General features: G+C 34.4%; 24 protein-coding genes. 19 read left to right on the top strand and 5 right to left on the bottom strand.

Features of this window, described 5'->3' with window-relative positions:
- The first annotated feature begins 139 nt into the window (after positions 1 to 139).
- The 13 genes from AC3Y25_RS10125 (at position 140) to AC3Y25_RS10065 (ending at position 13,330) form a co-directional block, all read left to right on the top strand.
- A complete protein-coding gene (locus AC3Y25_RS10125) occupies positions 140 to 2,359 on the top strand; it encodes a RelA/SpoT family protein (RefSeq protein ID WP_248725963.1) in 2,220 nt (739 codons plus the stop codon).
- Between the two features lie 21 nt (positions 2,360 to 2,380).
- Positions 2,381 to 2,923, top strand: coding sequence for a hypothetical protein (locus AC3Y25_RS10120; protein ID WP_250835239.1), 543 nt, complete (start codon positions 2,381 to 2,383; stop codon positions 2,921 to 2,923).
- A 183-nt stretch (positions 2,924 to 3,106) separates the two neighbouring features.
- Positions 3,107 to 3,571: a Fur family transcriptional regulator gene (locus AC3Y25_RS10115; RefSeq protein ID WP_008462215.1), complete on the top strand. Its 465-nt coding sequence runs from the start codon at positions 3,107 to 3,109 to the stop codon at positions 3,569 to 3,571.
- 99 nt (positions 3,572 to 3,670) lie between these two features.
- Positions 3,671 to 4,942, top strand: a complete 1,272-nt coding sequence (locus tag AC3Y25_RS10110; protein WP_379797567.1) for an adenylosuccinate synthase — start codon at positions 3,671 to 3,673, stop codon at positions 4,940 to 4,942.
- Between the two features lie 55 nt (positions 4,943 to 4,997).
- Positions 4,998 to 5,582 (top strand): NUDIX domain-containing protein, encoded by a 585-nt coding sequence (locus AC3Y25_RS10105; protein ID WP_489902660.1) that lies wholly within the window; start codon positions 4,998 to 5,000, stop codon positions 5,580 to 5,582.
- 38 nt (positions 5,583 to 5,620) lie between these two features.
- Positions 5,621 to 7,114 carry a S41 family peptidase gene (locus AC3Y25_RS10100; RefSeq protein WP_489902659.1) on the top strand — a complete coding sequence of 498 codons (1,494 nt, stop codon included), beginning with the start codon at positions 5,621 to 5,623 and terminating at the stop codon, positions 7,112 to 7,114.
- Positions 7,115 to 7,134: 20 nt separating this feature from the next.
- Positions 7,135 to 7,923, top strand: coding sequence for a DUF4261 domain-containing protein (locus AC3Y25_RS10095; RefSeq protein WP_489902658.1), 789 nt, complete (start codon positions 7,135 to 7,137; stop codon positions 7,921 to 7,923).
- 180 nt (positions 7,924 to 8,103) lie between these two features.
- Positions 8,104 to 9,042 (top strand): alpha/beta hydrolase, encoded by a 939-nt coding sequence (locus tag AC3Y25_RS10090; protein WP_489902657.1) that lies wholly within the window; start codon positions 8,104 to 8,106, stop codon positions 9,040 to 9,042.
- Between the two features lie 87 nt (positions 9,043 to 9,129).
- Positions 9,130 to 10,014, top strand: a complete 885-nt coding sequence (locus AC3Y25_RS10085; RefSeq protein WP_489902656.1) for a L,D-transpeptidase — start codon at positions 9,130 to 9,132, stop codon at positions 10,012 to 10,014.
- Between the two features lie 299 nt (positions 10,015 to 10,313).
- Positions 10,314 to 10,904 carry a TetR/AcrR family transcriptional regulator gene (locus tag AC3Y25_RS10080; protein WP_489902655.1) on the top strand — a complete coding sequence of 197 codons (591 nt, stop codon included), beginning with the start codon at positions 10,314 to 10,316 and terminating at the stop codon, positions 10,902 to 10,904.
- Between the two features lie 62 nt (positions 10,905 to 10,966).
- Positions 10,967 to 12,109 carry an FAD-dependent oxidoreductase gene (locus AC3Y25_RS10075; RefSeq protein ID WP_489902654.1) on the top strand — a complete coding sequence of 381 codons (1,143 nt, stop codon included), beginning with the start codon at positions 10,967 to 10,969 and terminating at the stop codon, positions 12,107 to 12,109.
- A gap of 22 nt (positions 12,110 to 12,131) precedes the next feature.
- A complete protein-coding gene (locus AC3Y25_RS10070) occupies positions 12,132 to 12,437 on the top strand; it encodes an RNA polymerase alpha subunit C-terminal domain-containing protein (protein ID WP_489902653.1) in 306 nt (101 codons plus the stop codon).
- Positions 12,438 to 12,496: 59 nt separating this feature from the next.
- Entirely contained in the window at positions 12,497 to 13,330 is an 834-nt protein-coding gene (locus tag AC3Y25_RS10065; protein WP_489902652.1) for a hypothetical protein, read from the top strand.
- Positions 13,331 to 13,385: 55 nt separating this feature from the next.
- Here AC3Y25_RS10065 and guaB read toward each other — a convergent pair whose 3' ends face one another.
- From guaB to AC3Y25_RS10045, 4 genes are all read right to left on the bottom strand, one after another.
- Positions 13,386 to 14,858: an IMP dehydrogenase gene (gene guaB, locus AC3Y25_RS10060; protein WP_489902651.1), complete on the bottom strand. Its 1,473-nt coding sequence runs from the start codon at positions 14,856 to 14,858 to the stop codon at positions 13,386 to 13,388.
- Between the two features lie 266 nt (positions 14,859 to 15,124).
- Positions 15,125 to 16,459, bottom strand: a complete 1,335-nt coding sequence (locus tag AC3Y25_RS10055; RefSeq protein WP_489902650.1) for a DUF5723 family protein — start codon at positions 16,457 to 16,459, stop codon at positions 15,125 to 15,127.
- A 59-nt stretch (positions 16,460 to 16,518) separates the two neighbouring features.
- Positions 16,519 to 17,070 (bottom strand): hypothetical protein, encoded by a 552-nt coding sequence (locus AC3Y25_RS10050; protein WP_489902649.1) that lies wholly within the window; start codon positions 17,068 to 17,070, stop codon positions 16,519 to 16,521.
- A gap of 77 nt (positions 17,071 to 17,147) precedes the next feature.
- A complete protein-coding gene (locus AC3Y25_RS10045; RefSeq protein WP_095931395.1) occupies positions 17,148 to 18,014 on the bottom strand; it encodes a hydroxymethylglutaryl-CoA lyase in 867 nt (288 codons plus the stop codon).
- A gap of 210 nt (positions 18,015 to 18,224) precedes the next feature.
- Between AC3Y25_RS10045 and AC3Y25_RS10040 the strand changes: the two genes are divergently transcribed.
- Complete coding sequence (locus tag AC3Y25_RS10040) at positions 18,225 to 18,839, top strand: hypothetical protein (RefSeq protein WP_489902648.1); 615 nt, start codon at positions 18,225 to 18,227, stop codon at positions 18,837 to 18,839.
- Complete coding sequence (locus AC3Y25_RS10035; protein WP_489902647.1) at positions 18,836 to 19,552, top strand: DUF3307 domain-containing protein; 717 nt, start codon at positions 18,836 to 18,838, stop codon at positions 19,550 to 19,552. The genes AC3Y25_RS10040 and AC3Y25_RS10035 overlap by 4 nt, the downstream gene beginning before the upstream one ends.
- Here the strand turns inward: AC3Y25_RS10035 and AC3Y25_RS10030 are convergent.
- Positions 19,538 to 20,572 (bottom strand): quinone-dependent dihydroorotate dehydrogenase, encoded by a 1,035-nt coding sequence (locus AC3Y25_RS10030; RefSeq protein WP_320493944.1) that lies wholly within the window; start codon positions 20,570 to 20,572, stop codon positions 19,538 to 19,540. The two genes, AC3Y25_RS10035 and AC3Y25_RS10030, sit on opposite strands and share 15 nt — an antisense overlap.
- Positions 20,573 to 20,952: 380 nt before the next feature.
- Between AC3Y25_RS10030 and AC3Y25_RS10025 the strand changes: the two genes are divergently transcribed.
- From AC3Y25_RS10025 to AC3Y25_RS10010, 4 genes are all read left to right on the top strand, one after another.
- Complete coding sequence (locus AC3Y25_RS10025; RefSeq protein WP_489902646.1) at positions 20,953 to 23,391, top strand: arylsulfatase; 2,439 nt, start codon at positions 20,953 to 20,955, stop codon at positions 23,389 to 23,391.
- 114 nt (positions 23,392 to 23,505) lie between these two features.
- Entirely contained in the window at positions 23,506 to 24,096 is a 591-nt protein-coding gene (locus tag AC3Y25_RS10020; protein ID WP_489902645.1) for a hypothetical protein, read from the top strand.
- Positions 24,097 to 24,117: 21 nt separating this feature from the next.
- On the top strand, positions 24,118 to 25,338 hold the full coding sequence (locus AC3Y25_RS10015) for an OprO/OprP family phosphate-selective porin (protein WP_489902644.1): 1,221 nt from the start codon (positions 24,118 to 24,120) through the stop codon (positions 25,336 to 25,338).
- Positions 25,339 to 25,411: 73 nt separating this feature from the next.
- Positions 25,412 to 26,398, top strand: a complete 987-nt coding sequence (locus AC3Y25_RS10010; RefSeq protein WP_489902643.1) for a DUF6515 family protein — start codon at positions 25,412 to 25,414, stop codon at positions 26,396 to 26,398.
- Positions 26,399 to 26,406 lie beyond the last annotated feature (8 nt).

Raw genomic sequence — 26,406 nt, 5'->3', positions numbered from 1 at the left:
AGTCGAAGCCCTTTTTTACAGACAAAAAACCAAAAATTGCACCTTCAAAAATCTAAAATCTTCACTCTAAAATCTACAATTATATGGCCTTGCGTATGTTCAAACTAATTCTTATTTTTAGTACTTGAACTATGCCGTTATGACAGAAATAGATATTGAAAAAGAAAACAAAGCTATTGCGCAGGAATACAAAGAATTACTCCGAATAAGTTACCAAACTTTAAGCCCAACAGACAAAAAATTAATTCGAAAAGCTTTTGATGTTGCCGTTGATGCCCACAAAGAACAGAGACGTAAATCGGGCGAAGCGTATATCTTTCATCCTATTGCAGTTGCAAAAATTGTTGCCTCAGAAATTGGTCTGGGAGCGACCTCTATCGCCGCGGCTTTATTACACGATGTTGTTGAAGACACTCCTGTAACTGTTGATGAAATAGAACGCCTATTTAATCCGAAAGTAGCACAGCTAGTTGAAGGTTTAACAAAGATTTCATTAGTCCAAAAAGATTTGAATGCTTCCATGCAGGCTGAGAATTTCAGAAAAATGATTCTGACCTTAAACGATGATGTTCGTGTAATTTTGATCAAATTGGCCGATCGTTTGCATAATATGCAAACCATGGATTCGATGGCGGAATACAAACAAACCAAAATTGCTTCTGAAACTCTATATATTTATGCTCCTCTAGCCCACCGTTTGGGGCTTTACAACATTAAAACCAAACTCGAAGATTTAGGATTAAAATACACAGAACCGGCAGTTTACAATGACATTGTAAGCAAAATTCGTGAAACAAAAGAAGAACAAGATGCTTATATCAAAGATATTTCAGATGTTTTAAAGAAATCTTTAGATAGCGAAGGTGTAGACTATATCATCAAAGGAAGACCAAAATCTATTTATTCTATTCGTCGAAAAATGCGTGCGCAAAACGTAACTTTTGACGAAGTTTATGATAAGTTCGCTCTTAGAATTGTATACAAAGCAGATCCGCATGAAGAGAAATTCATTGCCTGGAAAATATATTCTATCGTAACAGATCATTATCGCCCAAGCCCTAGCCGTTTACGCGACTGGATTTCATCACCAAAATCAACTGGCTATGAAGCGCTTCACATTACTGTAATGGGACCAAAAGGGCGTTGGGTCGAAGTTCAGGTTCGAAGCGAACGTATGGACGAAATCGCTGAAAAAGGTTACGCAGCACATTACAAATACAAAAACGGCGCAACAGAAGAAAGCGGTCTGGATACTTGGCTGAATCTTCTTCGCGAAGCGTTGGAAAATCCAGAAACCAATGCGGTTGATTTTGTGGAAGATTTTAAAATGAATCTGTATTCTAAAGAAATCTTCGTCTTTACTCCAAAAGGAGAAATCAAATCGTTGCCAAAAGGCGCGACTTCTCTTGATTTTGCTTTCAGCATTCACTCTGAAATTGGAATTAAAACTCGTGGAACCCGCGTAAATGGGCGATTAGTTCCGCTAAACTACGAATTAAAAAGCGGTGACCAAGTTGAAGTGATTACTTCGCCAAACCAAAAACCAACGGTAAACTGGCTAGAATATGTAACAACTTCTAGAGCCAAAAATAAAATTAAAAACGTTCTTAACGAAAACACTAAAAAGATTGCAGAAGAAGGAAAAGAATTACTTGTTAGAAAATTAAAACACCTAAAAGTTACATTCAACGAACAGGTAACAAACGAGTTAGTTAACTTCTTTAAACTAAAAACAAGTTTAGATTTATTTTATAGAGTTGGAATTGGTGCAATCGAAAATCAGCAGTTAAAAGATTATGCGGCGCAGAAAAGCAATTCGTTTATCAATTTCTTTAAAAATAAAATTAAACGAACGAAAGATACCGCAGATGAAGATATTCACAAACCAGTCATTAGCAGTAACTATGACATGCTGGTTTTTGGAACCGAACATGATAAATTAGACTATAAACTTTCGCAATGCTGTAATCCAATTCCTGGTGATGATGTTTTTGGTTTTGTTACGATTAACGAGGGAATAAAAGTGCATAAAAAAGACTGTCCGAACGCGATTGGAATGCAGTCGAATTACGCTTACAGAATTATGAGTGCCAAATGGATTGATTCTTCGCAAGAGGAATTCAAAGCCATTATCAATATTACAGGAATGGATGTTTTAGGACTTACCAACCAATTGACAAAAGTAATTTCAAACAATATGAGCGTAAATATTCAAAGTATTTCGCTTAGTACCGATGCTGGAATTTTCCACGGACAAGTTGCCGTAATTGTTAAAAACAATACTATTTTGAAAAAAATGATTAGCGCCATCAAGAAAATTGACGGAGTTGATAAGGTTACTAGAGAGTATAGAACTTAAACTAATTCATAAACATTAATCATGGAAAATAAATCCTTAGAAATTCCTAAAATAGAATTTGATGAAAATGGAGAGCTTTTAATTACGGCATCTGAATCTTCATCAAAAGACGATTTTGATTTTTTTCAAGGAAAATCTGTTATTCGCAACAGAAAATTAAAATCCAGATTGACGAATTGCGATGAGTGGATTGAATTTCCTTCAACACAGGAAATGTACAAGATTTTAAATGGAATTGGAAACATTGATAATTTTCTAGCCACTTTTGATGGAGAGCCTTTTGAAGGCATGACAGTAAGATTATTTAATCCGATAACAAAATTGTGGAGCATATACTGGTCAGATTCTACTACGGGAACATTAGACAAACCTGTAGTTGGTTCTTTTGAAAATAAAGTTGGGCATTTTTTTTCTAAAGATGTTTTTGATGAAAAACCAGTGATTCAAGTATTCCGATGGGATGCTCGAGACGAAAAGAATCCTGTCTGGAGCCAAGCAATGTCTGATGATAAAGGAAAAACTTGGGAATGGAATTGGTATATGTATATGTCGAAATCAAGTTAACCATTGTTAGTTTTTTCATAAATTAAAAAAATTATGTTAATTAAGCTAAATTAACCTTTGAAAATATTTTTAACGTAAAAGCCTGTATTTAGTGCATTATAACTAATCAAAAACATGTTTAAACGTTAAACTTTAAACCCGAAACTTTTATTCATTAAAAATAAAAAATTATCTTTGCCGGATATGACACTTATTTCAACTGACAACACTAAGAATCAAGAAATTGTAAAAAATGTTTTTACACTATATCTTGAACAAAAAGGGCATCGCAAAACTCCTGAGCGTTATGCTATACTTCAGGAAATTTACGATAGCGAGGAGCATTTTGATATAGAGAACCTTTATATTAAAATGAAAAACAAAAACTATCGTGTAAGTAGAGCTACTTTATACAACACGATCGAGTTATTGTTGGACTGCGCTTTGGTTAGAAAACATCAATTTGGACAAAATCAGGCTTACTACGAAAAATCATATTTTGATAAACAGCATGATCATATCATTATGACAGATTCTGGTGAGGTAATAGAATTTTGTGATCCAAGAATTCAAACCATCAAAAAGACTATCGAAGAAATTTTTGATATTGAAATTACAAATCACTCGCTTTATTTCTACGGAAACAAAAAGCAAAACTCAAACTCATAGTCTTTTCAAATTAGACTTTTCGAAAAAAAATAAAAAAAAGAAAATTAACTACATAATCAGTAGGGCAACTTAGATTGTCTCAACGCAAATTAAAACAGAATGACCGTAGATTTATTACTAGGATTACAATGGGGAGATGAAGGTAAAGGAAAAATTGTTGACGTACTTACCTCAAATTACGATATTATTGCACGTTTCCAAGGAGGACCAAATGCAGGACATACTCTAGAATTTGACGGAATTAAACACGTACTAAGAACAATTCCTTCTGGAATTTTTCATAAAAACTCGGTAAATATCATCGGAAATGGTGTTGTAATTGATCCAGTAGTTTTTCAAAAAGAAATTGAAGGTTTAGAAAAATTCAACCTTGACATCAAGAAGAAATTAATCATTTCTAGAAAAGCACACTTAATATTACCAACTCACCGTTTGCTTGACGCTGCTTCTGAAGCTTCTAAAGGAAAAGCAAAAATTGGTTCTACTCTTAAAGGAATTGGACCAACTTACATGGACAAGACTGGTAGAAATGGTTTACGTGTTGGAGATATCGAACTAGAAGATTTCAAAGAGCGTTACAGAGCTTTAGCTGACAAACATGAAGCAATGATTGCTTTTTATGATGTTGCTATTCAATATAATTTAGCTGAATTAGAAAAAGAATTCTTTGAAGCTATTGAAGAATTAAAAAAATTAGATTTCATTGATAGTGAAGAATACATGCACCAAGCTCAAAAAGCTGGAAAATCTATTCTTTGCGAAGGTGCTCAAGGATCTTTATTAGATGTTGATTTCGGAACTTATCCTTTCGTAACTTCATCAAACACTACTGCTGCTGGAGCTTGTACTGGTTTAGGAATTGCTCCTAACAAAATCAAAGAAGTATACGGAATTTTCAAAGCTTATGTTACACGTGTAGGTAGCGGACCTTTCCCAACTGAACTTTTTGACGAAGTTGGTGCTACAATGGCAAAAGTGGGTAATGAATTTGGTTCTGTAACAGGAAGACAAAGACGTTGCGGATGGTTAGATCTTGTTGCTTTAAAATATGCCGTTCAAGTTAACGGAGTTACTCAGTTAATGATGATGAAAGGTGATGTACTTTCTGGTTTCGAAACTTTAAAAGTTTGTACAGAATACAACTACAAAGGACAAAACATTTCTCACTTTCCTTACAACATTGAACCAGAAAACGTTACTCCGATTTACAAAGAGTTTAAAGGATGGAAACAAGATTTAACTGGATTGACAACTTACGATCAATTACCTATTGAGCTAAAAGAATATATTGAGTTTATTGAAAAAGAAATCGAAGTGCCAATCAAAATTGTATCGGTTGGACCAGACAGAAAGCAAACAATAACAAAATAATACATTTAAACGCTCTGATAATCAGGGCGTTTTTTTTATGAAATAATTTTTCCAAATGAGAAAGAATCCAGAAATCGAAATAACAGATACCAAATTACTCTCAGACAATTGGTACATATTAAACAAAGTAACTTTTAACTACAAAAAGGAAAACGAAAAAACAGAATCACATATTCGTGAAGTTTATGATCGCGGAAATGGTGCTGGGATATTATTATACAATACTGCCAAGAAAACAGTTGTACTAACAAGACAATTTCGTTTACCAACTTACCTTAACGGAAACAAAACGGGAATGATGATTGAGGTTTGCGCAGGACTTTTGGATAAAGACAATGCCGAACAAGCTATTATTCGCGAAACGGAAGAAGAAACAGGATATCGTTTAACAAAAGTTCAAAAAGTAATCGAAACCTATATGTCTCCAGGATCTGTAACAGAGATTTTATATCTTTTCGTGGGAGAATATGACGAAAATATGAAGGTAAGTTCTGGTGGAGGATTGGATGCTGAACAGGAAAACATAGAAGTTTTAGAATTTACTTTTGATGAAGCTTATGCCATGATCGAATCTGGGGAAATTTCAGATGCTAAAACGATTATGCTATTGCAACACGCTAAAATAAAAGGATTGATTTAATTTTTTTTGAGTATTTTAGATTAATCAAACCATCTAAAATGCCCAAACTTAGAATAGTATTTATTTTTCTTTTGCCATTATTTGTTCTCTCGCAAAACAAAAAATGGCCAGCTGAAAAACTCAAACAAGATTTAACCTTGTTTAAGGAAATAAGAGAAAAAGCTAATTCAGGACTTTATAAATACAGAACAAAACAGCAGATTGACAGTATTTATTCTTGGGCTTTTTCGAAGATCAAAGAGCCAAAAGAACTTATCGAATTCTACAAAATACTTTTGCAGATTACCGATTTTGAAGGAAGTCTGCACAATGACACAACACTTCCTGATGATTTTGAGAAAAAATATTCATCAGGAAATGTTTTCTTTCCATATCCCGTAAAATTAATCCAAAATCAGTTACTTCTTAATTTTGAAAATGCTGAAATTCCGCTAGGCTCTCAAATTTACAGCATTAATGGCATTGAGACCAAAAAACTGCTTACCTCTTTCTTTAAGTATTACACAACAGACGGTTACAACACTACAGGAAAATCAATCGGAATTGGAAGTTCTTTCGCTAAATATTTCCAAATGGAATATGGTGCTCAAAAAAGCTTTTTAGTTGAATATTCAATTCCAAATCAAACGCAAAAACTGACCCAAACCATTTATCCTGTTTCGAATGAAATTCGAAAAGAAAACTTCAAAAACCGATTTTCTTTACCAATTGATAGTCTTCAATATAACCGTGCAAAAGACAAATATTCATTTAAAGTAATTTCAAGAAAAACAGCCTTACTTTCTGTTCATACTTTTGTAATTGGTCGAAATGCAAAAGACAAACAGCATATAGCCTATAAAAAATATTTGGACAGCTGTTTTCAATATCTTTCTACACATTCTGAAATTCAGAACTTAATTGTCGATGTTAGAAACAATGGCGGCGGCACCGATCCAAATGATATTGTGACATTTTCTTATTTGGCACAAAAGGCTTATCGCGAAAATGCTTCAGCTTATGTAAATTTTCAAAAAATACCTTTCCAAAATTATTTTGTTTACGAAGAAACAAATGCTAAAAAACAGCAAGAAGAACGGAAGGATTTTGAAGAGGAATTAAAAGAAGAGTTTCCGAAAGTCGAAAACGGAAAATATTTTCAAGACGAAAAATTCAATCCTTTATTACAGCCTGATCAAAACAGTTTTAAAGGGCAAATCTATATGCTCATCAGTCCGAGAATCGCTTCTGCCGGATCTCTATTTGCTTCTCTTGTTGCAGGAAACACAAATGCCATAACAATTGGCGAAGAAACCATGGGCGGTTATTACGGACATAACGGCCACACTCCTATCGAATACGAATTACCTAATACAAAAATCAAAACGCAGTTTTCTATTGTAAATCTAGAACAAGACGTTCCTGAAAAAGCAAATCAAATTTTTGGAAGAGGAATAATTCCGGATCATGAAATTTTACAGACTTTTGAGGATTTTATGAAAAATAGAGATACTCAATTGGAATATACTTTGAAACAAATCGAACAAAAATAACTTAACCTAAAACCTAAATCATGGGATTATTTGATCTATTCAGGAAAAAAGAAACTCCGCAGAAAGACGAAAAAGGGGTATTACTTGCAATGCCTTTGTTTAATAACAACGAAAGTTACAGTATAGACCGCGTAATTGATAACCTGAAAAATTTCTGGGGATTATCTATTGTTAATTTTTCAGGAAATGATACTTCTGCTGTTTTTAAATTGGATAATGAATTAGTAGCTATAGCTTATGTGCCGGCACAAATTCCTGGCGAAGAACTTTCAACAACTATTCAATATGCATACAATTGGCATACTGCAGGAGAAGATTTAAAAAACTACACGGGACATGCAATCGTTTCTGTTATGTCTTCTCAGGGAAGTCAAGTAGAAAGATATACCCTTTTAAGTAAATTATTATGTTCTATTCTTGCTACTTCAAATTCAATAGGCGTTTATCAAGGAAAACAAACCCTTTTAATACCTAGAGATCAATATTTAGAAAACATTCCTGATTTACAGCAAGGAAAATCTCCTGTCCAAGTATGGATTTATATTGGCATCAAAACCTCCGAGCAAGGAAATTACATGTATACTTACGGATTGCCTGAATTTGAAAAACAAGAAATGGAAGTCTTACAGTCACCTATGGAACTGCCAGAACTTTTTAATTTCTTTACTAGCATTATTTCATACGTTATTAATAGCGATGTTATATTGAGAAACGGAGAAACTTTAGGATATACTGAAGACCAGAAAATAAAAATTACAGCTTCGAAAGGATTTTTTGTCGAAGGGGAAACGTTAAGATTAGAAATATAGTTTCTTCAACTACAAAATCTAAAAGACAATTTTTCTTTAAAACTGAGCAAGTTTATTTTCAACTTAGCAAAATTTTTAGGTATAAAAAATTATTCAGAATCCGAAAACAAAAGGAATTTCGGTAGATTTTTCACAAAATAGCAATAGATAATTAGAGCATCCTTTTTGAAATCAATTCAAATGAAATTATTCAACAATAAATATTTTAAAATAATCGCATTCCTTTTTATATGCTTAAATATAATAGCATTTATTCATGCCTATAAATTCACTCATTTTACAGAATCTCATTCAAAAAAAACGGAGAGCCCAGAAAAGCTCTCTGCATTTCAAAAAGTAAAAACATTATTTTTTGGAGTCAATAATCCTAAACCTCAAAGTAAAAAAGTTCCAACTCAGAAATATCAAACAATAAAATTAAAAAGCAATAAAGAAATTGAGTGCTGGCTGATTAATAATCCAAAATCTAAAGGAACGGCAATTCTATTTCACGGCTATGGCGGAGAGAAATCCTCGATGATAGATAAATCAAATGAGTTTTTGAAATTAGGATACAGCGTTATGCTAGTTGATTTTATGGGAAGTGGAAACTCCGAAGGAAATCAAACAACAATTGGTTTCAAAGAATCTGAAGAGGTAAAAACTTGTTTTGATTATGTCTCATCTACAGGAGAAAAAAACATTTATCTATTTGGAACCTCTATGGGAGCTGTAGCAATAATGAAATGTATTAATGATAATAAAACAAGCCCAAAAGGAATAATTATAGAATGCCCATTTGGCTCTATGTATGAGACTGTTTGCGCCAGATTTAAAAAAATGAATGCGCTAACTTTTCCGATGGCAGGAATTTTACTTTTTTGGGGCGGCATACAAAATGGTTTTTGGGGATTTAATCATAATCCATCAGAATATGCACAAAAAATAAACTGCCCAACATTATTACTTTATGGAGAAAAAGATAAAAGTGTGAGCAGATCAGAAATAGATGAGATTTACAAAAATCTAGCGGGAATTAAAAAAATTAGTATCTACAAAAACACTGGACATGAAAATTATCTTCTAAACAATAAAATTCAATGGAGCCAAGATGTGAGTTCTTTTCTTTCATCAATTTAAAATGAAAATCCCGAAACCTATTCCAAAAATTATGTAACCCTTTTCAGCTATCATAATCATAACTTTATATTCATAAAAATACGACCTATGAAAAAGTTATATTACACAGCAAACGCCCTACTTTTATTAATGTTAGTCTTATTAGGTTCTTGCAAAAAAACCGATACGATAACATTGACTGAAAACAAAAAAGAGAAAAAGAAAGTAATTGAATATAAAAAACCAGAAACCGTTTCTTACCAAGTTGAAAAAACAAAAGAATGGCTCAAGCTTAATGAAGCTGATAGTTCAAAAATGGATATTGTTTATGCTTTAAACCGAACTGATAAAGCTAATTTCAAAAAACTGGATTCTGTTGTTATTCCAGCAGATTTCAGCGGTGATTTGGTTTATTATCTTCCCTTCCCAATTCATGTTTCGGCTTTAGAGGAAGTTTCAAAAATTATTCTTTTTTCTTATCCAACCCAAACTTTTGCGGCTTATGAAAATGGTGAATTAGTTAGAACAGGACCAACAAATATGGGAAGAAAAAAAGATCCTACTCCAACAGGATTATTTTTCACGAATTGGAAAGCAGAAAAAACAACCAGCACTTTTAATGACGAATGGGATTTAAAATGGAATTTTAATATCGAAAACAAATTAGGAGTTGGCTTTCACGAATATGATTTGCCTGGTTATCCTGCTTCTCATTCTTGTTTGAGATTATTAGAAAAAGATGCTAAATACCTTTACAAATTTGCTGACGAATGGATTCTGAAAGACAAAGAAAATGTAAAAGTAAAAGGTACGCCTGTAATCGTTTTTGGAAGTTATGATTTTGATGGACCAAAACCGTGGCTTCAATTGGCTTCAGATCCAGAAGCTTTAAATATCTCTCAAGGCGATATTGAAAATACTGTAAAACCCTATTTAAAAGAAATCTTAGAAAATCAAAACCTAAGAGAAGCCGATCCCTCAAAAACTTTATAAAATATACTATAAATAAAAGAATCAGCTGAAATGATATACTATCGTTTCAGCTTTTTTTTGTTTGCTTTTAAACCTAAAATTTGGCTAAAGTGCTTCTCTTTGTACTTTCTTAAATCCTACAGCTAAAGCTGGACGCAATTCATACTTTCAAGTCTTTGAGCCTCTGCCTCTTTGCACCTTTGAACCTAATAAAAAAACTTAGAACCTCAGCATCTTAGAAGCTTAACATCTTAAAAAAAACATAAATAAGCGATCGTTCATTTATTATTTATATCTTTGCATCATAATTAGTTAGAATTATGAGAACTAGAGATACAAATAAAGAAGAAATTGTCAAGCAAAAAGCAATAGAAATGATCGTTGCACAAGGTGTAGAAGGCTTTGGAATGAATCGTCTGGCTAAAGAATGCGGCGTTTCTGTAGCAACACTTTACATCTATTATTCGGATAAAGAAGATTTGATTCGCAAAATTGGAATAGAAATCGGTCAAAATTTCTTTGAAAAGATGTTTGATGGTTTCGCTACAAATATGTCTTTTAGAGAAGGATTACGAAATCAATGGGAAAATCGTATTTATTTCAATCTCAATTTTCCACTACAAACTACCTGTTTTGAACTTTTAAGACATTCTACTCACGGCGATGCAATCCTACAAGAAGTAACAGGAAAGTACAAGCAAATGATGACTGAATTTATGGTTTTGGCAATTGAGCGAAAAGAGCTCATTTCTGTCCCTTATGAAGTATTTTGGAGTATTGCTTACGGCTCACTTTATTCTCTTTTAGAATTTCATAGAGATGGAAAATCAATGTCTGGAAAATCTTTCGTTCTTAATGACAAGATTAAAAATGAAGCTTTTAACCTTGTTCTAAAAGCATTAACTCCTTGATTAAAAACTCAATAGCAATAACAATTTCAATAACAGATTAAATACAATATAATTTCAATAAAATGGAAACTTCAATTATAGAAAATAAAAAAATTGCCATTATTGGTGGAGGACCTGTTGGGCTAACCACTGCAAGAATTTTACAAATTAATGGTGTAGATGTTACGGTTTATGAAAGAGACATTAATGCACAAGCGCGAACATCTGGAGGAACTTTGGACATTCATTCTGATTCTGGTCAATATGCGATTCAGAAAGCGGGTTTAATGGAGGAATTTAAAAAATACGCACGACCAACTGGAGAAAAAATGGCTGACATGAACGGAAATATTACTTCTGACGAAATGCCTGATGAAACTAATGCTTTTTCGCGTCCAGAAATTGACCGTAACGATCTTCGAAAAATTATGCTGGAGAATCTAACCGAAAATACAGTAGTTTGGGATAGCCAACTAATTAATATTGAAAAACTTGAAGACCAATATGTTTTAGAATTCAAAAATGGCACAACAGCAACTGCCGATTTTGTAATCGTTGCAAATGGCGGAAGATCGAATGCTAGAAAATTTGTGAGCGATCAAGAACCTCAGCTTTCTGGAACTTACATTATTCAAGGAGAAATTGTGAATCCTGATCAAGATTACCCGGAATTTAAACCAAAATACGGAAACGGAAATGTGATGGCAATGGGAGAACACAAAATGTTTTACACCCATACCATGCGCGACGGTTCTGTTCATTTTGGAGTTTCTTTTAAAGCCGATGAAGATTGGGTTTCGAACCACGGGATTAATTTTGAAGATGATCAATCTGTGATTTCTTTTTTGAATGAAACTTTTGAAAATTGGGGAGATGATTACAAAAAATTCTTTGCCGCTTCTACGGAGTTTTCCGGTTTGCCTTTAAGATTGTTTTCTTTGGAGGAATCTTGGAAAGAACATTCAAACCTTACACTTGTTGGCGACGCAGCACATTTAATGCCTCCATTTGCAGGCGAAGGTGTAAATATGGGCTTGTTTGATGCTTTCCATTTAACCCAAAATTTAACCAACGGAAAATTTAAAACAATTGACGAAGCAATCGCTGATTACGAAAAAAAAATGTTCGGTTATGCATTAGAAGCACAGCGCATGACAAAGAAAATGGAAGATTTACTGCATTCGGATATTGTGGCTGAAGATATTCTAAACAGCCGTTACGAATAAATTTCATAGCTTTATAGTTATAATGAACCTTCCAAAAAATAATAGAACTTGCAAAAAAGGGCATCACTATTTTAAAACTAGTGACTGCCCTACTTGTCCTATTTGCGAAGCTGAAAAAAAGCCCAAATCTGGGATTTTATCTATTTTATCTGCACCTGCAAGAAGAGCTTTAGAAAGTAAAAGCATTAAAACTGTAGAAGATTTATCACAATATACTCAAGCTGAAATTATGTCTTTGCACGGAATTGGCCCAAGCAGTTTGCCAAAACTTTTGGAAGAGTTAAGAAAGAATGGTCTTGCGTTTAAAGAAAATAATTCTAACCTATAAAGTAGTTTTTATTTCTTACTTTCGTTTTCTAAGCGAAAAAAAAGTGCTTTGAACTACTTATGAAAAGACTATTTTTATTTCTTCTTTCTTTTGTTACATTTTTAAACCATGCCCAATCTAACCAAATTTTAGATTTTAAAGCTGGGTATGCTCCAGAAACCAATTATCTTCAAACCACGATTAATTCATCCGATTATGAAGTTATGTATTCTGGCAGCGAAACGTTCTTAGAAAACTTAAAGAATAATAAAGTACAAAACCCTTCTAAAATAAAGACTGTCTTTAATTTAGAAACGGTTTCTAAAACTGGTAAAAGTGATAAAAGCGGCAATTTCCCAATAACAATCGAATACCTGAAATCGGTAGATTTAGATGGAAAAACGATAATTCCAAATGGCACCCTGATTTATGGAAAAGCTTCATTGTCTACCATGCCAGAAATAGATTCTATTGTTTCTAAAGACATGGAAGAGGATTTTAAAAATACTGTTTTTCAAATGGTTAAAAACACTTTTTCACAATTGGCTCTTCCGCATAAAAAGCTAAAAATTGGCGAATCTTTTACTCAAGAAAGCCCATTAACATTGCCTATCGCAGGCATAAATATTGAAATGCAAATTACTACGGTGTACAATTTAAAAAGCATAAATGCTAAAAATGCTTTCTTTGATATTACGCAGACTTACACAATGAAAATGTCTGACAACAGATTTGAAACCAACGGATCTGGAATTGGAAAAGGCAATTTGATTTATGATATATCCAATCATTTTATAAGTGAGAACAATTTGGAAATGGATTTTACTCTCGGCTTAAAACACACTGATTTTGCCTTAGATTTAAAATCTAAAAGTGATTTCAAACAAACATCAACCATATCAAAAGGCAAATAAAAAAAGGCGTAAGAAAAAAATCTTACGCCCTTTTGTTTTATATCAAAACTTAAAATTATCTAGAATAATTTGGAGCTTCTTTTGTAATCGTCACGTTATGTGGATGGCTTTCAGTGATTCCGCTAGAAGTGATTCTAACAAAACGTCCAGATTCTTGTAAAGTTGGAATATCTTTTGAACCACAGTATCCCATTCCTGCACGAAGACCTCCAATAAACTGAAGCATGCTTTCGTTTAATTCTCCTTTGTAAGGAACACGTCCTACGATTCCTTCTGGAACTAATTTTTTAACGTCGTCTTCAACATCTTGGAAATAACGGTCTTTAGATCCTGTTTGCATTGCTTCAACAGAACCCATTCCGCGGTAAGATTTGAATTTTCTTCCTTCAAAAATGATAGTTTCTCCTGGAGATTCTTTTGTTCCTGCAAGTAATGAACCCAACATTACACAGTCGGCACCCGCAGCGATTGCTTTAGGAATATCTCCTGTATAACGAATTCCACCATCAGCAATAACTGGAACTCCAGTTCCTTTAATTGCCGCAGCAACTTCTAAAACTGCTGAGAATTGAGGAAAACCAACACCTGCAACGATACGAGTTGTACAGATAGAACCAGGTCCGATTCCAACTTTTACTCCATCAGCACCATTTTCTACTAAATATTTAGCAGCTTCTGGAGTTGCAATGTTTCCAACAATTACATCGATTTGAGGGAATTTTGATTTTACTTCTTTCAGCACATTCACCACACCTTCTGTATGTCCGTGAGCTGTATCGATAATGATTGCATCTACACCAGCAGCAACCAAAGCTTCTGCTCTTAAAACAGCATCTCCAGTAACTCCAATTGCAGCAGCAACTCTTAAACGACCAAAGCTATCTTTATTAGCAATTGGTTTTTGAGTCAGTTTTGTAATATCTCTAAAAGTAATTAAACCAACTAATTCATTTTGAGCATTTACAACTGGTAATTTTTCGATTTTATGGCCTTGCAAAACTACTTCAGCTTGCTCAAGTGAAGTTCCTTCTGCTACAGTTACTAAGTTTTGGCTTGTCATAACCTCAGCGATTGGTCTCGCACCGTTTTTCTCAAAACGTAAGTCACGATTAGTAACAATTCCTTTAAGGATTTTATTTTCGTCAACGATTGGAATACCACCGATTCCGAATTCTTTCATGGCATTTTTTGCATCAGCAATTGTAGAGTTAGTTGGTAATGTTACCGGATCGATAATCATACCTGCTTCTGCACGTTTTACTTTTCGAACTTTTCCTGCTTGTTGTTCGATAGTCATATTTTTATGTAAAACACCAATTCCACCTTCTTGTGCCATAGCAATTGCCATTGCGCTTTCAGTTACTGTATCCATAGCAGCAGATACAATTGGAACGTTTAATGTAATGTTTCTTGAAAATTTTGATTTAATGCTCACTTCGCGAGGAAGCACATTCGAGTAGTTAGGTACTAATAATACATCGTCGTAAGTTAAACCTTCGCCGATAATCTTGGAGTTGTGTGCTATCATGGTGCAATTTCTAGTTGAATTGCGTGCAAATATAGTGAATAAATTGGAAACTTGAATACTAACTTATTCATAAAATTGACTTTACACGAATCGTCTTACAAAACTACATATTCTAGCCCAGATGGAAATGGAAAGCCACGAAAAGCTAAAATGCATTTTTTTCTGGCTTAAAAAAGCGACCAACGGAAGCTCTTTTTATGCCTTGAAAAAAAGTATTTTGGCTCGAGTGCTTGAAATGTACAGCTGGATAAAGCTTCTAATTAGAATTAATCGTCCTTATCTTGAAAAACAAAATTGATTCCGAGTTGGAAGGCGGCACTGCTGGCTTTAGAAATATCTTTATATTCTAAAACATTATTGACCAGAGCATAAATATTTACTGGACCAATTGTTCCGGCAAGTCCTAATCCGACGTTTTTATTTGAAAAAGTATCTAAGGTATAGGTTGCTTTAAAATCTAATTTTTTAAAAATATTTCTTCTATAAAAAGCGGTTATCGCAAACAAAGGTGTTCGAGGGGCAGACATTGCAAAAACTTGTATTCCTGTCGCATTTTTATAATATTTATTGACTTTTCCATGACAATTGCATTCGTCATCTGGACGCGCTTCTCCAAATGAATATTCGATAGAAGAATAAAGTTTTGTAGGACGCCAAGTGGTGTATTTATTATAAAGTGTGTCTCTTGGTATTGCTTTGTCAAATTCGTCAAAAACATTTTCAGGGTCATCTGTACCCATAAAATCAGGATTTGCACCATTGTAACGGTAAATTCCTTTATAGGTAAGTGTTTCGATATCTTTGGTCTGTCTCACAAAACCCAAATCTATAACACTTGCGGTAAATTGTAAATTGTCTTTTATATAATAGGTAATTCCAGCATCTATTCCAAAACCTAGACTTCCGTTAAAAAATGTATTATTGGCAATATCACGAACTACATTTCCTTCGTATTCATCTTTTGTAAAACGAGAAAGACCAGATGTTTTTAATTCTAAATTGGAAGAAATAACCTGACTGTATAAATTTGGTGTTCCTGGCTCCTCGCCTGTATAGACGTAACCTGAGTTTTTTGTAGAAGTTGCATTTGCACCGCTTGAATAGATTTTAGCGCGACCTCCGTAAACAAATTTGTCATTGAGTTTTTTATGAAAACCAACATGAAAAACAGAAAGCACTTCGGCTTTCATGCTTAAATCGCCTAGATTAAACGATTTTCCGATATAATCTCGATTTCCGTTTAAAGCTAGTAAAGCAAGATCTTTGGGAACAAACATAAAGAAGTCGAATTCTTGATACAATCCAAATGAAATATAAGAACGGCTTTCTCTGCCTCCAATTCTAAATCCGCCAGAAAATATTTCCAATTGCTGATTGGTTACTACTTTATCTTTGCTGGAAGATTTATTTACAACATCTCTAACCTTTTGATTAAAATCGACTCCATCGTCTGAAAACAGATCATAGGCTGAGAAACTGCTAGATCCGACATTAGCTGAAATTCCAGACAAAACGGGAAATCCAAAATAGTATTTATACGAAACATCTGCTCCTGGATTTACAAGCGAAGACTGCGGAATTGAAGTAAAGTTATACAGCAATTCTCTGTTTTGGGCAAAACAGAAAAGATGAAAAAACAAGCAAAATATTAGCGCCTTTCTCATTCGATTACTAAATAAGCCGTTGCACTTGATCTTAATTTTAAGCTTCCTTCACTCTGGCCATTTAAAGGAGGTCCCGAGGCAATTACTACCACAAAACCAATTTTTTGAGTTTGTTTTAAAAGATCCAATCGAGCATTTTCAAAAACTTCTGTAGGATATTTTATAACATTTGGTGTTCCTTTATAAGATGGAACGGTAAAAGATATAGTTTGCAAAACCTCATTTTGATCATTCAGCAAAAGCATATTTAGAACGAAAGCACGATTTATGTTATTTTCGACTTCAAAATCAAACTCCGCTTTTTTAAGACGTTCGGTAAAGAATTTCTCTTTAAAAACATCAAAGTCTCTAACATCTGGATAAACATTAGTTCCTCCATCGTCTATAAGTCTATTGGCCGGAATATTAAAATACGCAAGATTGGCTACAAAAACAGGCTCTATCTTAAAATCGTTTACCTGATCAAAATTCAAATCGCTTGAACAGGAAAATAATAAAAAGGTACAAAATAATAGGCTCGAAATTTTATTTAATGGGCTTGACCTCATGACAATAGTTATAGCTATAATAAATGTAACGCATTATGCAAACAATCATTATCTAAGGTAAGAAAAATAACTATTTTTTAATGAAACTTTCCAAACAATTTTGAAGCTTCATTATATGCACTTTCAAAACTAAGAGAATTAAGTCCGGTTATTTTTTTATTGGCAGTAAAATAGGAAACCAGTTTTTCTGTTGGCATATTTCCTGTTAGTTTATCGGTTGCCATTGGGCAGCCCCCGAAACCTTGAATAGCTCCGTCAAAACGAATACAGCCTGCTTTTGCCGCAGCGTCTATTTTTTCGAACCAGCTTTCTGGCGTGGTATGAAGATGCGCTCCAAACTCAATTTCAGGATATTTCGGAATTAAATCTGAAAACAAATACGTAATTACTTCTGGCGTAGAAGTTCCAACAGTATCAGAAAGTGATAAAATTTTCACACCCATTGCTGCCAGTTTTTCGGTCCATTCTGCAACAATTTCAACATTCCACGGATCTCCATATGGATTTCCGAAGCCCATGGAAAGATAGGTCACGACTTCTTTATTTTTCTTATCGGCAACTTCCAGAATTTCTTCTAAGGTAACTAAAGATTCTGCAATAGTTTTATGCGTATTACGCATCTGAAAGTTCTCAGAAATAGAAAAAGGAAAGCCCAAATATTGAATCTGCTCATAATTTGCAGCTGTTATAGCGCCTTGTGTATTGGCAATAATAGAAAGCAATTTACTTGTTGTTTGAGACAAATCTAACTGCTCTAGAACCTCAGCAGTATCTTGCATTTGTGGAATAGCTTTTGGAGAAACAAAACTCCCAAAATCGATTGTATCAAAGCCAACTCGTAACAAAGCTTGTATGTAAGTAACTTTATTTTTTGTCGGAATAAAAGCCTTAATGCCTTGCATGGCATCTCTAGGGCATTCGATAATTTTGATTTCTTTACTCAAAGCGTATTCTTTTGTAAAGGCTAAGTTAGTTTCTTTTTTGATGATATAAAAGAGATTTTTATTTGAAGTCTATTATTACAAAATAGCACCATACTATTAAATATTACCAAAAAAAGTAATATTTTAAATTATTACCAAAAAACGTAATAATAAATCTTATTACGTATATTTGTAATAGAAAATTTATAATTTTTTACTTATATTTGAGTTATGACTAGTGTAATTACAGGGGACATAATTGGTTCAAGACAACAGGAATCTCAACATTGGGTTGAGGATTTAAAGAAGATCTTGTCTCCATTTGGCAAAACTCCAAATCAGTGGGAAGTATATCGAGGCGACGAATTTCAAATTGAAGTCAGCAATCCCGAAGACGCTTTGTTAACCGCTATTTTGGTAAAAGCACATTTAAGAGCCATAAAATCTGATGCCCGAATGAGTATTGGTTTTGGAGATAAAACACACAATGCCGAAAGAATATCTGAAAGCAACGGTTCTGCGTTTATTAATTCCGGAGAACTTTTTGAAACCTTAAAAAAGCAGAAAGTAAATCTAGCCCTGCGAACAGGTGATTTAGATTTTGATGGAAATTTGAATTTAATGCTGCAGCTGGCTTTGACTTTTATGGACAGCTGGCTGGTACAATCGGCAGAATTTGTTGCCGCTGCTATTGAAAACCCAACTTTATCACAAGAAGAATTAGGACAAAAATTAGGCATCAACCAAGCAGCTGTAAGCCGTAGACAAAAACGTGCGCAGTTTGATTTGTTAATGAATTTAGACCGTTATTTTAGAAAACAAATAAAACAAATTTCAGCCTCATGATTTTATTTATAAAACTGTTTCTTGCTCATTTATTAGGAGATTTTATCTGGCAGCCCAATTCTTGGGTAGCCGACAAAGAAATAAAAAAACATAAAAGTGTTTATTTGTATATTCATATTTTACTGCACGGAGTTTTAGCAGCAGTTTTAGTGGGCGAAATCAGTTTTATACCTTATGCTGTTTTAATTGCTGTGACGCACGGAATTGTAGATTTAATCAAATTAAATTTTCAGAAAAAGAAAACCAAACGAACTTGGTTTGTGGTTGATCAAATGGCGCATATTCTCATTTTAATTGGTGTTGCTCTTTTGTATGAAAACAAAACGATAATCCATTTTTGGCAGAATAATGAATTCTGGATTCTGCTTACAGGAATTTTATTGCTAACCAAACCCTCCTCTATTTTTATAAAAACTATAATTTCAATATGGGCTCCAGAAAGCAGAAACAGCCATCAGGATAATTCTCTGATAGCTGCTGGAAATTATATTGGTATTTTAGAACGCTTATTTGTTTTCGGATTTATCTTAACCGGACATTTTGAAGCGATCGGTTTTCTGCTTGCTGCTAAATCTATTTTTAGGTTCGGAGATTTAAAAGAAGCCAAAGACCGAAAACTTACAGAATACGTAATGATCGGAACTTTAATCAGTTTTGGTATTGCAATAATAGCTGGTCTTTTGGTTCAAGCGCTTCTTTTACAACTGCCCTAAAACCTTTTTGTTGATTGCTTTTATCAAAGCTGGACCTTCGTAAATAAAGCCAGTGTACAACTGCACTAAACTTGCGCCTGCATTTAGTTTTTCGATTGCATCATCTGCAGAATGAATTCCCCCTACTCCAATAATTGGGAATGCTTTATTGCTTTTTTCAGATAGAAAACGAATCACTTCTGTTGAACGTTTCGTTAATGGTTTTCCAGATAAGCCTCCCGTTTCTGTTTGGTTTCCAGATTGTAAACCTTCTCTAGAAATGGTTGTGTTTGTTGCAATAACACCAGCAATTTGCGTTGTTTTTACAATATCAATAATATCTAATAATTGCTCATCTGTTAAGTCTGGAGCTATTTTTAAAAGAATTGGCTTTACTTTTTGAGTACTTGTTTTTTGCTTTTCTACATTTCTATTTTGTAAAGTCTGCAATAAAGCTGTCAAAGGCTCTTTGTCTTGTAAAGCTCTTAGGTTTGGTGTGTTTGGAGAACTTACATTCACCACAAAATAATCTACATGATTAAAAAGCGCATCAAAACAAATGATATAATCCTTAACGGCATCTTCATTATCGGTTACTTTATTTTTTCCAATATTTCCACCAATTAAAACACCAGTATTCTTTTTCAAGCGTTCTACCGCTTCTAGAACACCGCCGTTATTAAATCCCATTCGGTTAATAATCGCTTGGTCTTCTTTTAAACGGAACAAACGTTTCTTCGGATTTCCTTCTTGTCCAACTGGAGTTACAGTTCCGATTTCGATAAAACCAAAACCAAAATCACCAAGTTCTTTGTATAGTTTTGCGTCTTTATCAAAACCTGCCGCAAGTCCAACCGGATTTTTGAATTTAATTCCGAAAACTTCTCTTTCTAATCGAGCATCTTTTACCTCATAAATTGATCTTATAATCGCCGAAACACCTGGGATTTTTGAAATGAATTTTACAAATGAGAAAGTAAAATAATGCACTTTTTCAGGATCAAAACAAAAAAGTATCGGACGAATGATCAATTTATACATAAGAGTTGTGTTGTTGTTATTTTGGCTGCAAATTTAGATATTATAGTTTAAAAAGGTATGTTTTTATAAAAACAAATGCTTTTCTTTTTGTTTAATTATTATACAAACAAATCCTTCCTTAAAAGTTCATAACCGCTATCACTCCCAAAAAAACAGCATTTTTTATGTTGCAAATTATAAAATGAAACAAGTTTGCTGCTTTCAAAAACTCCTTTTGGGTCAAGAATATCTAATTTTGAGATATTCGTTCTTAATCTTAAAACCTGCACACCCGTAAAATGTCTAAATCAGGAAAAAATTAAACACATTTTTTTCAGATTACTATCTATATCCAATTTTTATGTATTTGTTCAAACGATCATTAATTAATAACTAAAATCATGAAAGTCAGTAAACCATTACTTCTGAAAAGTGTTTTCACTCTCTTATTTTGCCTCTCATTGGGTATAACTTCGAAAATACTTGCTCAAGCCGACCCTCAACAAGTAACCAAAGAAACTTTTAAAGGAAAAATGGCCTTAGATATTAGAGACTCTAAAAGCGACTGGAGTCCTTATTTACCTAAAAAAGCTCCCGCAGGCGCTCCAAATATTTTATTTATTTTATATGATGATACTGGTATGGCAGCATGGTCTCCATACGGAGGAGGAATCAATATGCCAACGATGCAGAAATTAGCCGATAACGGAATTACTTATTCGCAATGGCATACAACAGCTTTATGCTCTCCAACACGTTCTACGCTATTAACAGGCCGCAACCATCATCTTAACGGAATGGCCGCTATTACAGAAACAGCAGACGGATTTCCAGGAGCAAGCGGAAGAATCCCAAAACAGGCAGCAACTATCGGACAGATTCTTCAGGATAACGGATGGAGCACTTTTTGGGTAGGAAAAAACCATAATGTTCCAGAACAAGACATTGCTTCAGGTGGACCTAGAGCTACTTGGCCACTTCAAATGGGATTTGATCGCTTTTATGGTTTCCTTGGAGGAGAAACGAATCAATGGTATCCTGACTTAGTTGAAGACAATCACTTTATTGAACCGCCTGCAACTCCAGAAGAAGGCTATCATTTATCTAAAGACTTAGCAGATCACGCTTTAGAATTCATCAAAGATCAGCAAGCAACAAACCCATCAAAACCTTGGTATATGTGGTATTGTCCAGGAGCAAACCACGCACCGCATCACGCTCCTGAAGAATATATTGCAAAATATAAAGGTAAATTTGACGACGGATATGACGCTTACCGCAAATGGGTTCTTCCTAGAATGATCGCAAAAGGCGTAATTCCTGCAGGAACAAACTTTGATAAATTTAACCCAATGCCTCCAGGAGTTGCCAATCCTGCAGATAATGTACTAGATTGGAATAAATTGAAACCAGAAGAAAAGAAATTATTTTCAAGATTGGCCGAAGTATATGCAGGTTTCTCAGAATATACAGATACGCAGGTTGGAAGAATTATTGATTATCTAGAAAAAACAGGACAGCTTGAAAATACACTTGTAATTTATGCTGCTGATAATGGTGCTTCAGGCGAAGGTTCTGAATCAGGTTCTGTTAACGAAAACAAATTCTTTAACGGCTATCCTGACGAATTAAAAGAAAACCTAAAATATATTGATAAATTAGGAAGCCCTGACACTTACGAACACTACCCAACAGGCTGGGCTGCTGCATTTTCTACACCATTTAAAATGTTTAAAAGATATAGCCAATATGCAGGAGGAACTTGTGATCCGTTGGTAATGTCATGGCCTAAAGGAATAAAAGCAAAAGGTGTTGTTCGTGATCAATTCCATCATTCTACAGATATTGTTCCGACAATATTAGATGTATGCGGATTAGAAATGCCTAAAGAATACCGAGGCGTTCCACAATATCCATTATCTGGAGTTTCAATGCGCTATACTTTTGACGCTGCTCCAAATACTAAAACTCAAAAACACATTCAGTATTTTGCCATGTTAGGAAGCCGCGCCTTATGGAAAGACGGATGGAAAGCTGTAGCATTACATTCTCCATTGTCTGGAAAAGGAAATTTTGACAAAGATGTATGGGAATTATACAACACCGATGTAGATAGATCTGAATCTAAAAATTTAGCTGCAAAATATCCAGACAAATTAAAAGAATTGATTAAAGACTGGAACGATGAAGCTGCCAAAAACTTGGTATTGCCACTTGACGACCGCTCTGCAATTGAAATTCTAGGAACCGAAAGACCTTCTTCTGAAGCCCCTCGCGATCTTTACAAATACTACCCTGGAACTTCAGCAGTACCAGAAGGTGTAGCAGTTAATGTACGTGGACGCTCTTATAAAATTGTTGCCGATGTTGATGTGAAAGATGCAAATGCTTCGGGTGTAATTTTTGCACATGGATCACGTTTTGGAGGACATACTTTATTTCTAAAAGACAAAAAATTAAATTATGTATACAACTTCTTAGGGATTGCACCAGAGCAAAGATTTACTTCGAATGTTGCTATAACTCCAGGAAAACACGTTTTTGGAATGGAATTTAATCGTGAAAAAGCAGGTCCAAATGGTGAATCTATTGGAACAATGAAATTGTACATAGACGGTAAAGAGGTAGCATCTGGACCTATGAGAACACAATCTGGTAAATTTACACTTTCTGGAGACGGGCTTTGTGTTGGTTTTGACAGCGGTGATGCCGTTAGCCAAGAATACAAAACGCCTGGAACTTTTAAAGGCGGTGAAATTTATGGTGTTGGTGTAAATGTTGGAAAAATCGAATATAGCGACTTAAACAGCGAAGCAAAAAGAGCTATGAAAAGAGATTAATTAAAACATTTAATTCTAAGAGGTATTTGACATTAGCAGGTAACTGTGCAGCAAATACCTCTTTTTTTCTTCAAAATAACTATCATTCATTTTGAAAATTAAAAAGTTAATAAAATGTTGTACTTAAAACGTTATTTCAAAAAATCATCTTTAATTTCACTCCTTTTTTGTTTAACATGTATTTATTCAAGCCAAATTACAGCTCAAGAAAACGAGGAAAAAGAAACATTTAGTACCCATCATCAAATTGGAATTTCAATTAATCATGTTCATGTTTTTGAAGGTCGTGATGAAGAAGGAAACCGCGAAGTTTTAAGTCTTCCGGCTTGGGGAGTTGATTATACTTTTCAATTCCATGAAAAATGGGCTATTGGACTTCACACTGATTTTATTATTGAGAAATTTAAAGTAGAAAAAGTTTACGGAAGCCAAAAAGATAAAGAAACCATAGAAAGAAGCTACCCTATAGCTCCTGCTTTAATAGGAATTTATAAACCTAATGAGCATTGGAGTTTTCTCTTAGGCTTTGGAGGTGAATTTGCCAAAGAAGAAGATTTTTTCCTGACCCGTGCCGGAGTTGAATATGGATATGAACTTCCTAAGGGATGGGAAATTTTTGGCACTGTGAGTTATGACTTTAAATGGAATGCTTATGACAGCTGGGGAATTGGTTTAGGAATTGCAAAAAACTTTGGAGGAAAATAATCATACAAACCCATTGATCTTATGTATAGCGCAAATAAATTCAATCTTATCTCTAAAAATAGATTCTTAGTTTTCCTTTTAATAATTGGTTTTAAAGGACTTTCGCAACAAGAAAAAGATACCACAAAGCTGATGAATGTTCGGTATGGCAGTAAAGGAATTGAATTGGAAACTCGAGACAAAAAGTTCCTTTTTCAACTACAAAGCCGATTTCAATTTCGTTTCTCCACTCCTTACGATACAGATCCTTTAACTTATGACGATTACAGCCAAGATGCTAAAACGACTTTTAAAATAAATCGTGCGAGGCTAAAAATTGGCGGTCATGCTTTTGAACCTTGGCTGAAATATTATTGGGAATATGAATTGAGTCAGTCCAACTTACTTGATTTCAGGATTATGATTGAAAAATGGGATTGGCTGAGCTTTAAAGTTGGACAATGGAAAACTGAATTTACGCGCGAACGTTTCATAAGCAGTGGCGAGCAGCAAATGGTTGAGCGATCTTTGATTAATCGTCCCTTTACGGTAGACAGGCAATTGGGAGTTGAAGTCTACGGACACTTAAAAGGAGCTGGAATTGCCGATTTTAATTATTGGGCCGCAGCTTTGACAGGAACAGGACGCGGAAGCACCTCTAATGACGATAATCATTTAATGTATTTTGGTAGAGCACAATGGAATTTTTTAGGAAGATTTCTAGATTTTGAAGGCTGTGATTTAGAATTTCACGAAAAACTCACTCCGATTATAGCCTTTTCAGCCATAACCAACCGAAGCCCTTATACCCGTTTCTCTCAAGCGGGAGGAGGTTCTCTAGACGGATTTGAAAATGGTTTACCGGGTCAATACAGAGTCAATCAATGGAATTTTGAAACTGCTTTTATGTATCGTGGTTTTTCTTGGCAAAGCGAATTACATACCAAAGAAATTATTGATAAAATAAATAATGATGACACAACCATAATGAAAGGCTATTACGTTCAGGCAGGGTATTTTTTTCATAATGTTTTCGAATGGTGGCCAAAACACTTAGAAATGGCTGGTCGTCATGCCGCTTACAGACCCGATAATTCGATAAGAGAAAATAGACAAGACGAATCTACATTGGCTTTTAACTGGTTTTTTAAAGGACACAAAAACAAGCTGACCTCAGAGGTGAGTTATTTTACTTTTCAAGACAAAACGCTTTCCCTACAGCAAGGATGGCGATTTAGAATACAATGGGATATCTCATTATAAATCAAACTTTTAATCCATTAATTCAAAACGGACATTTTTTTTTCATAACTTTAAATCACATAAATTACTGAATATGAAAAGTATATCGAAAACAGTAAAAAAACTGGCACTTTTAATGTGTTTGACCGGAGCTTTTTTGCTTATTTCTGTTGACAGTTTAGCACAGCGTCACCGTGGTGGCGGTGGTGGATTCAATAGAGGCGGCAGTGCAATACAAAGTCGTCCGGCAAGACCTGCTACGCAGTCTAGGCCAAATGTCACAAGACCTAGCACAACAAGGCCAGCGGCAACAACTAGACCAGCAACGACTAGACCTGGGGCAAATAACTCAGGAACTCAAATAACCAGACCGTCAAACAATTCTAATAGAAACAACACTATAAACAGAAATAACACTGTAAACAGAAACAATGTCGGTAACAGAAACACCAACATAAGTGGCAATACAGTCAATAGAAACAGAAATAACGTCAATATTAATGTTAACAATAGCGTTCATGTTCGCAATAATCGAAATACAGTAGTTCGTCCAGGATATAGACCATATACACGCCCGCCTTATGTGTATGGCGGTTATAGATACAACTGTTATCATCCTTATTATCCGCGTCCCTATGTGCCTTTTTATTGGGGACCTGTTTGGCATCCGTGGGGTTTTTTTGTTGCAACTCTGGCAACTACTGCTATTATTGTCAGTGTTGAAAACAATAAATACCATTACGACCAAGGAGTTTGGTATACCTCAACAAATGGCGGTTACACTGCTGTACCTGCACCAGTCGGCGGTACTGTAAACAACATTCCAAGCGGAGCAGAAACGGTTAATACTGGAACGGTAAATAATTACTATTATGGCGGAACGTATTATGAAAAAGATGGAGAAAAATATACTGTCGTTGCCCCTACTGCCGGGACAATAGTAGAGAAACTGCCAGAAGGCGGAGAAGAAGTGACTATAGGCGATGTAAAATATGTAAAATTTGGAGAAACCTACTATCAACCCGTACAAGTTGATGGTAAAGACAAATATGAAGTGGTTCAAGTTGAAAAAGATAGTTAATTTTATTA

This window comes from Flavobacterium sp. LK-23 (assembly GCF_058135255.1).
Note: the sequence above shows the minus strand (reverse complement) of the source record. Positions and strands in the feature narration are given on the sequence as shown.

What these genes read in the sequence shown, in the direction of transcription:
- guaB (WP_489902651.1), bottom strand. Translation starts at nt 14,858, where the DNA reads ATGATAGCACACAACTCCAAGATTATCGGCGAAGGTTTAACTTACGAC.
- AC3Y25_RS10030 (WP_320493944.1), bottom strand. Translation starts at nt 20,572, where the DNA reads ATGTATAAATTGATCATTCGTCCGATACTTTTTTGTTTTGATCCTGAA.
- AC3Y25_RS10095 (WP_489902658.1), top strand. Translation starts at nt 7,135, where the DNA reads ATGGGATTATTTGATCTATTCAGGAAAAAAGAAACTCCGCAGAAAGAC.
- AC3Y25_RS10020 (WP_489902645.1), top strand. Translation starts at nt 23,506, where the DNA reads ATGTTGTACTTAAAACGTTATTTCAAAAAATCATCTTTAATTTCACTC.
- AC3Y25_RS10010 (WP_489902643.1), top strand. Translation starts at nt 25,412, where the DNA reads ATGAAAAGTATATCGAAAACAGTAAAAAAACTGGCACTTTTAATGTGT.
- AC3Y25_RS10110 (WP_379797567.1), top strand. Translation starts at nt 3,671, where the DNA reads ATGACCGTAGATTTATTACTAGGATTACAATGGGGAGATGAAGGTAAA.
- AC3Y25_RS10050 (WP_489902649.1), bottom strand. Translation starts at nt 17,070, where the DNA reads ATGAGGTCAAGCCCATTAAATAAAATTTCGAGCCTATTATTTTGTACC.
- AC3Y25_RS10015 (WP_489902644.1), top strand. Translation starts at nt 24,118, where the DNA reads ATGTATAGCGCAAATAAATTCAATCTTATCTCTAAAAATAGATTCTTA.
- AC3Y25_RS10065 (WP_489902652.1), top strand. Translation starts at nt 12,497, where the DNA reads ATGAAAAGACTATTTTTATTTCTTCTTTCTTTTGTTACATTTTTAAAC.
- AC3Y25_RS10070 (WP_489902653.1), top strand. Translation starts at nt 12,132, where the DNA reads ATGAACCTTCCAAAAAATAATAGAACTTGCAAAAAAGGGCATCACTAT.
- AC3Y25_RS10105 (WP_489902660.1), top strand. Translation starts at nt 4,998, where the DNA reads ATGAGAAAGAATCCAGAAATCGAAATAACAGATACCAAATTACTCTCA.
- AC3Y25_RS10075 (WP_489902654.1), top strand. Translation starts at nt 10,967, where the DNA reads ATGGAAACTTCAATTATAGAAAATAAAAAAATTGCCATTATTGGTGGA.
- AC3Y25_RS10100 (WP_489902659.1), top strand. Translation starts at nt 5,621, where the DNA reads ATGCCCAAACTTAGAATAGTATTTATTTTTCTTTTGCCATTATTTGTT.
- AC3Y25_RS10125 (WP_248725963.1), top strand. Translation starts at nt 140, where the DNA reads ATGACAGAAATAGATATTGAAAAAGAAAACAAAGCTATTGCGCAGGAA.
- AC3Y25_RS10040 (WP_489902648.1), top strand. Translation starts at nt 18,225, where the DNA reads ATGACTAGTGTAATTACAGGGGACATAATTGGTTCAAGACAACAGGAA.
- AC3Y25_RS10120 (WP_250835239.1), top strand. Translation starts at nt 2,381, where the DNA reads ATGGAAAATAAATCCTTAGAAATTCCTAAAATAGAATTTGATGAAAAT.
- AC3Y25_RS10035 (WP_489902647.1), top strand. Translation starts at nt 18,836, where the DNA reads ATGATTTTATTTATAAAACTGTTTCTTGCTCATTTATTAGGAGATTTT.
- AC3Y25_RS10025 (WP_489902646.1), top strand. Translation starts at nt 20,953, where the DNA reads ATGAAAGTCAGTAAACCATTACTTCTGAAAAGTGTTTTCACTCTCTTA.
- AC3Y25_RS10090 (WP_489902657.1), top strand. Translation starts at nt 8,104, where the DNA reads ATGAAATTATTCAACAATAAATATTTTAAAATAATCGCATTCCTTTTT.
- AC3Y25_RS10115 (WP_008462215.1), top strand. Translation starts at nt 3,107, where the DNA reads ATGACACTTATTTCAACTGACAACACTAAGAATCAAGAAATTGTAAAA.
- AC3Y25_RS10085 (WP_489902656.1), top strand. Translation starts at nt 9,130, where the DNA reads ATGAAAAAGTTATATTACACAGCAAACGCCCTACTTTTATTAATGTTA.
- AC3Y25_RS10080 (WP_489902655.1), top strand. Translation starts at nt 10,314, where the DNA reads ATGAGAACTAGAGATACAAATAAAGAAGAAATTGTCAAGCAAAAAGCA.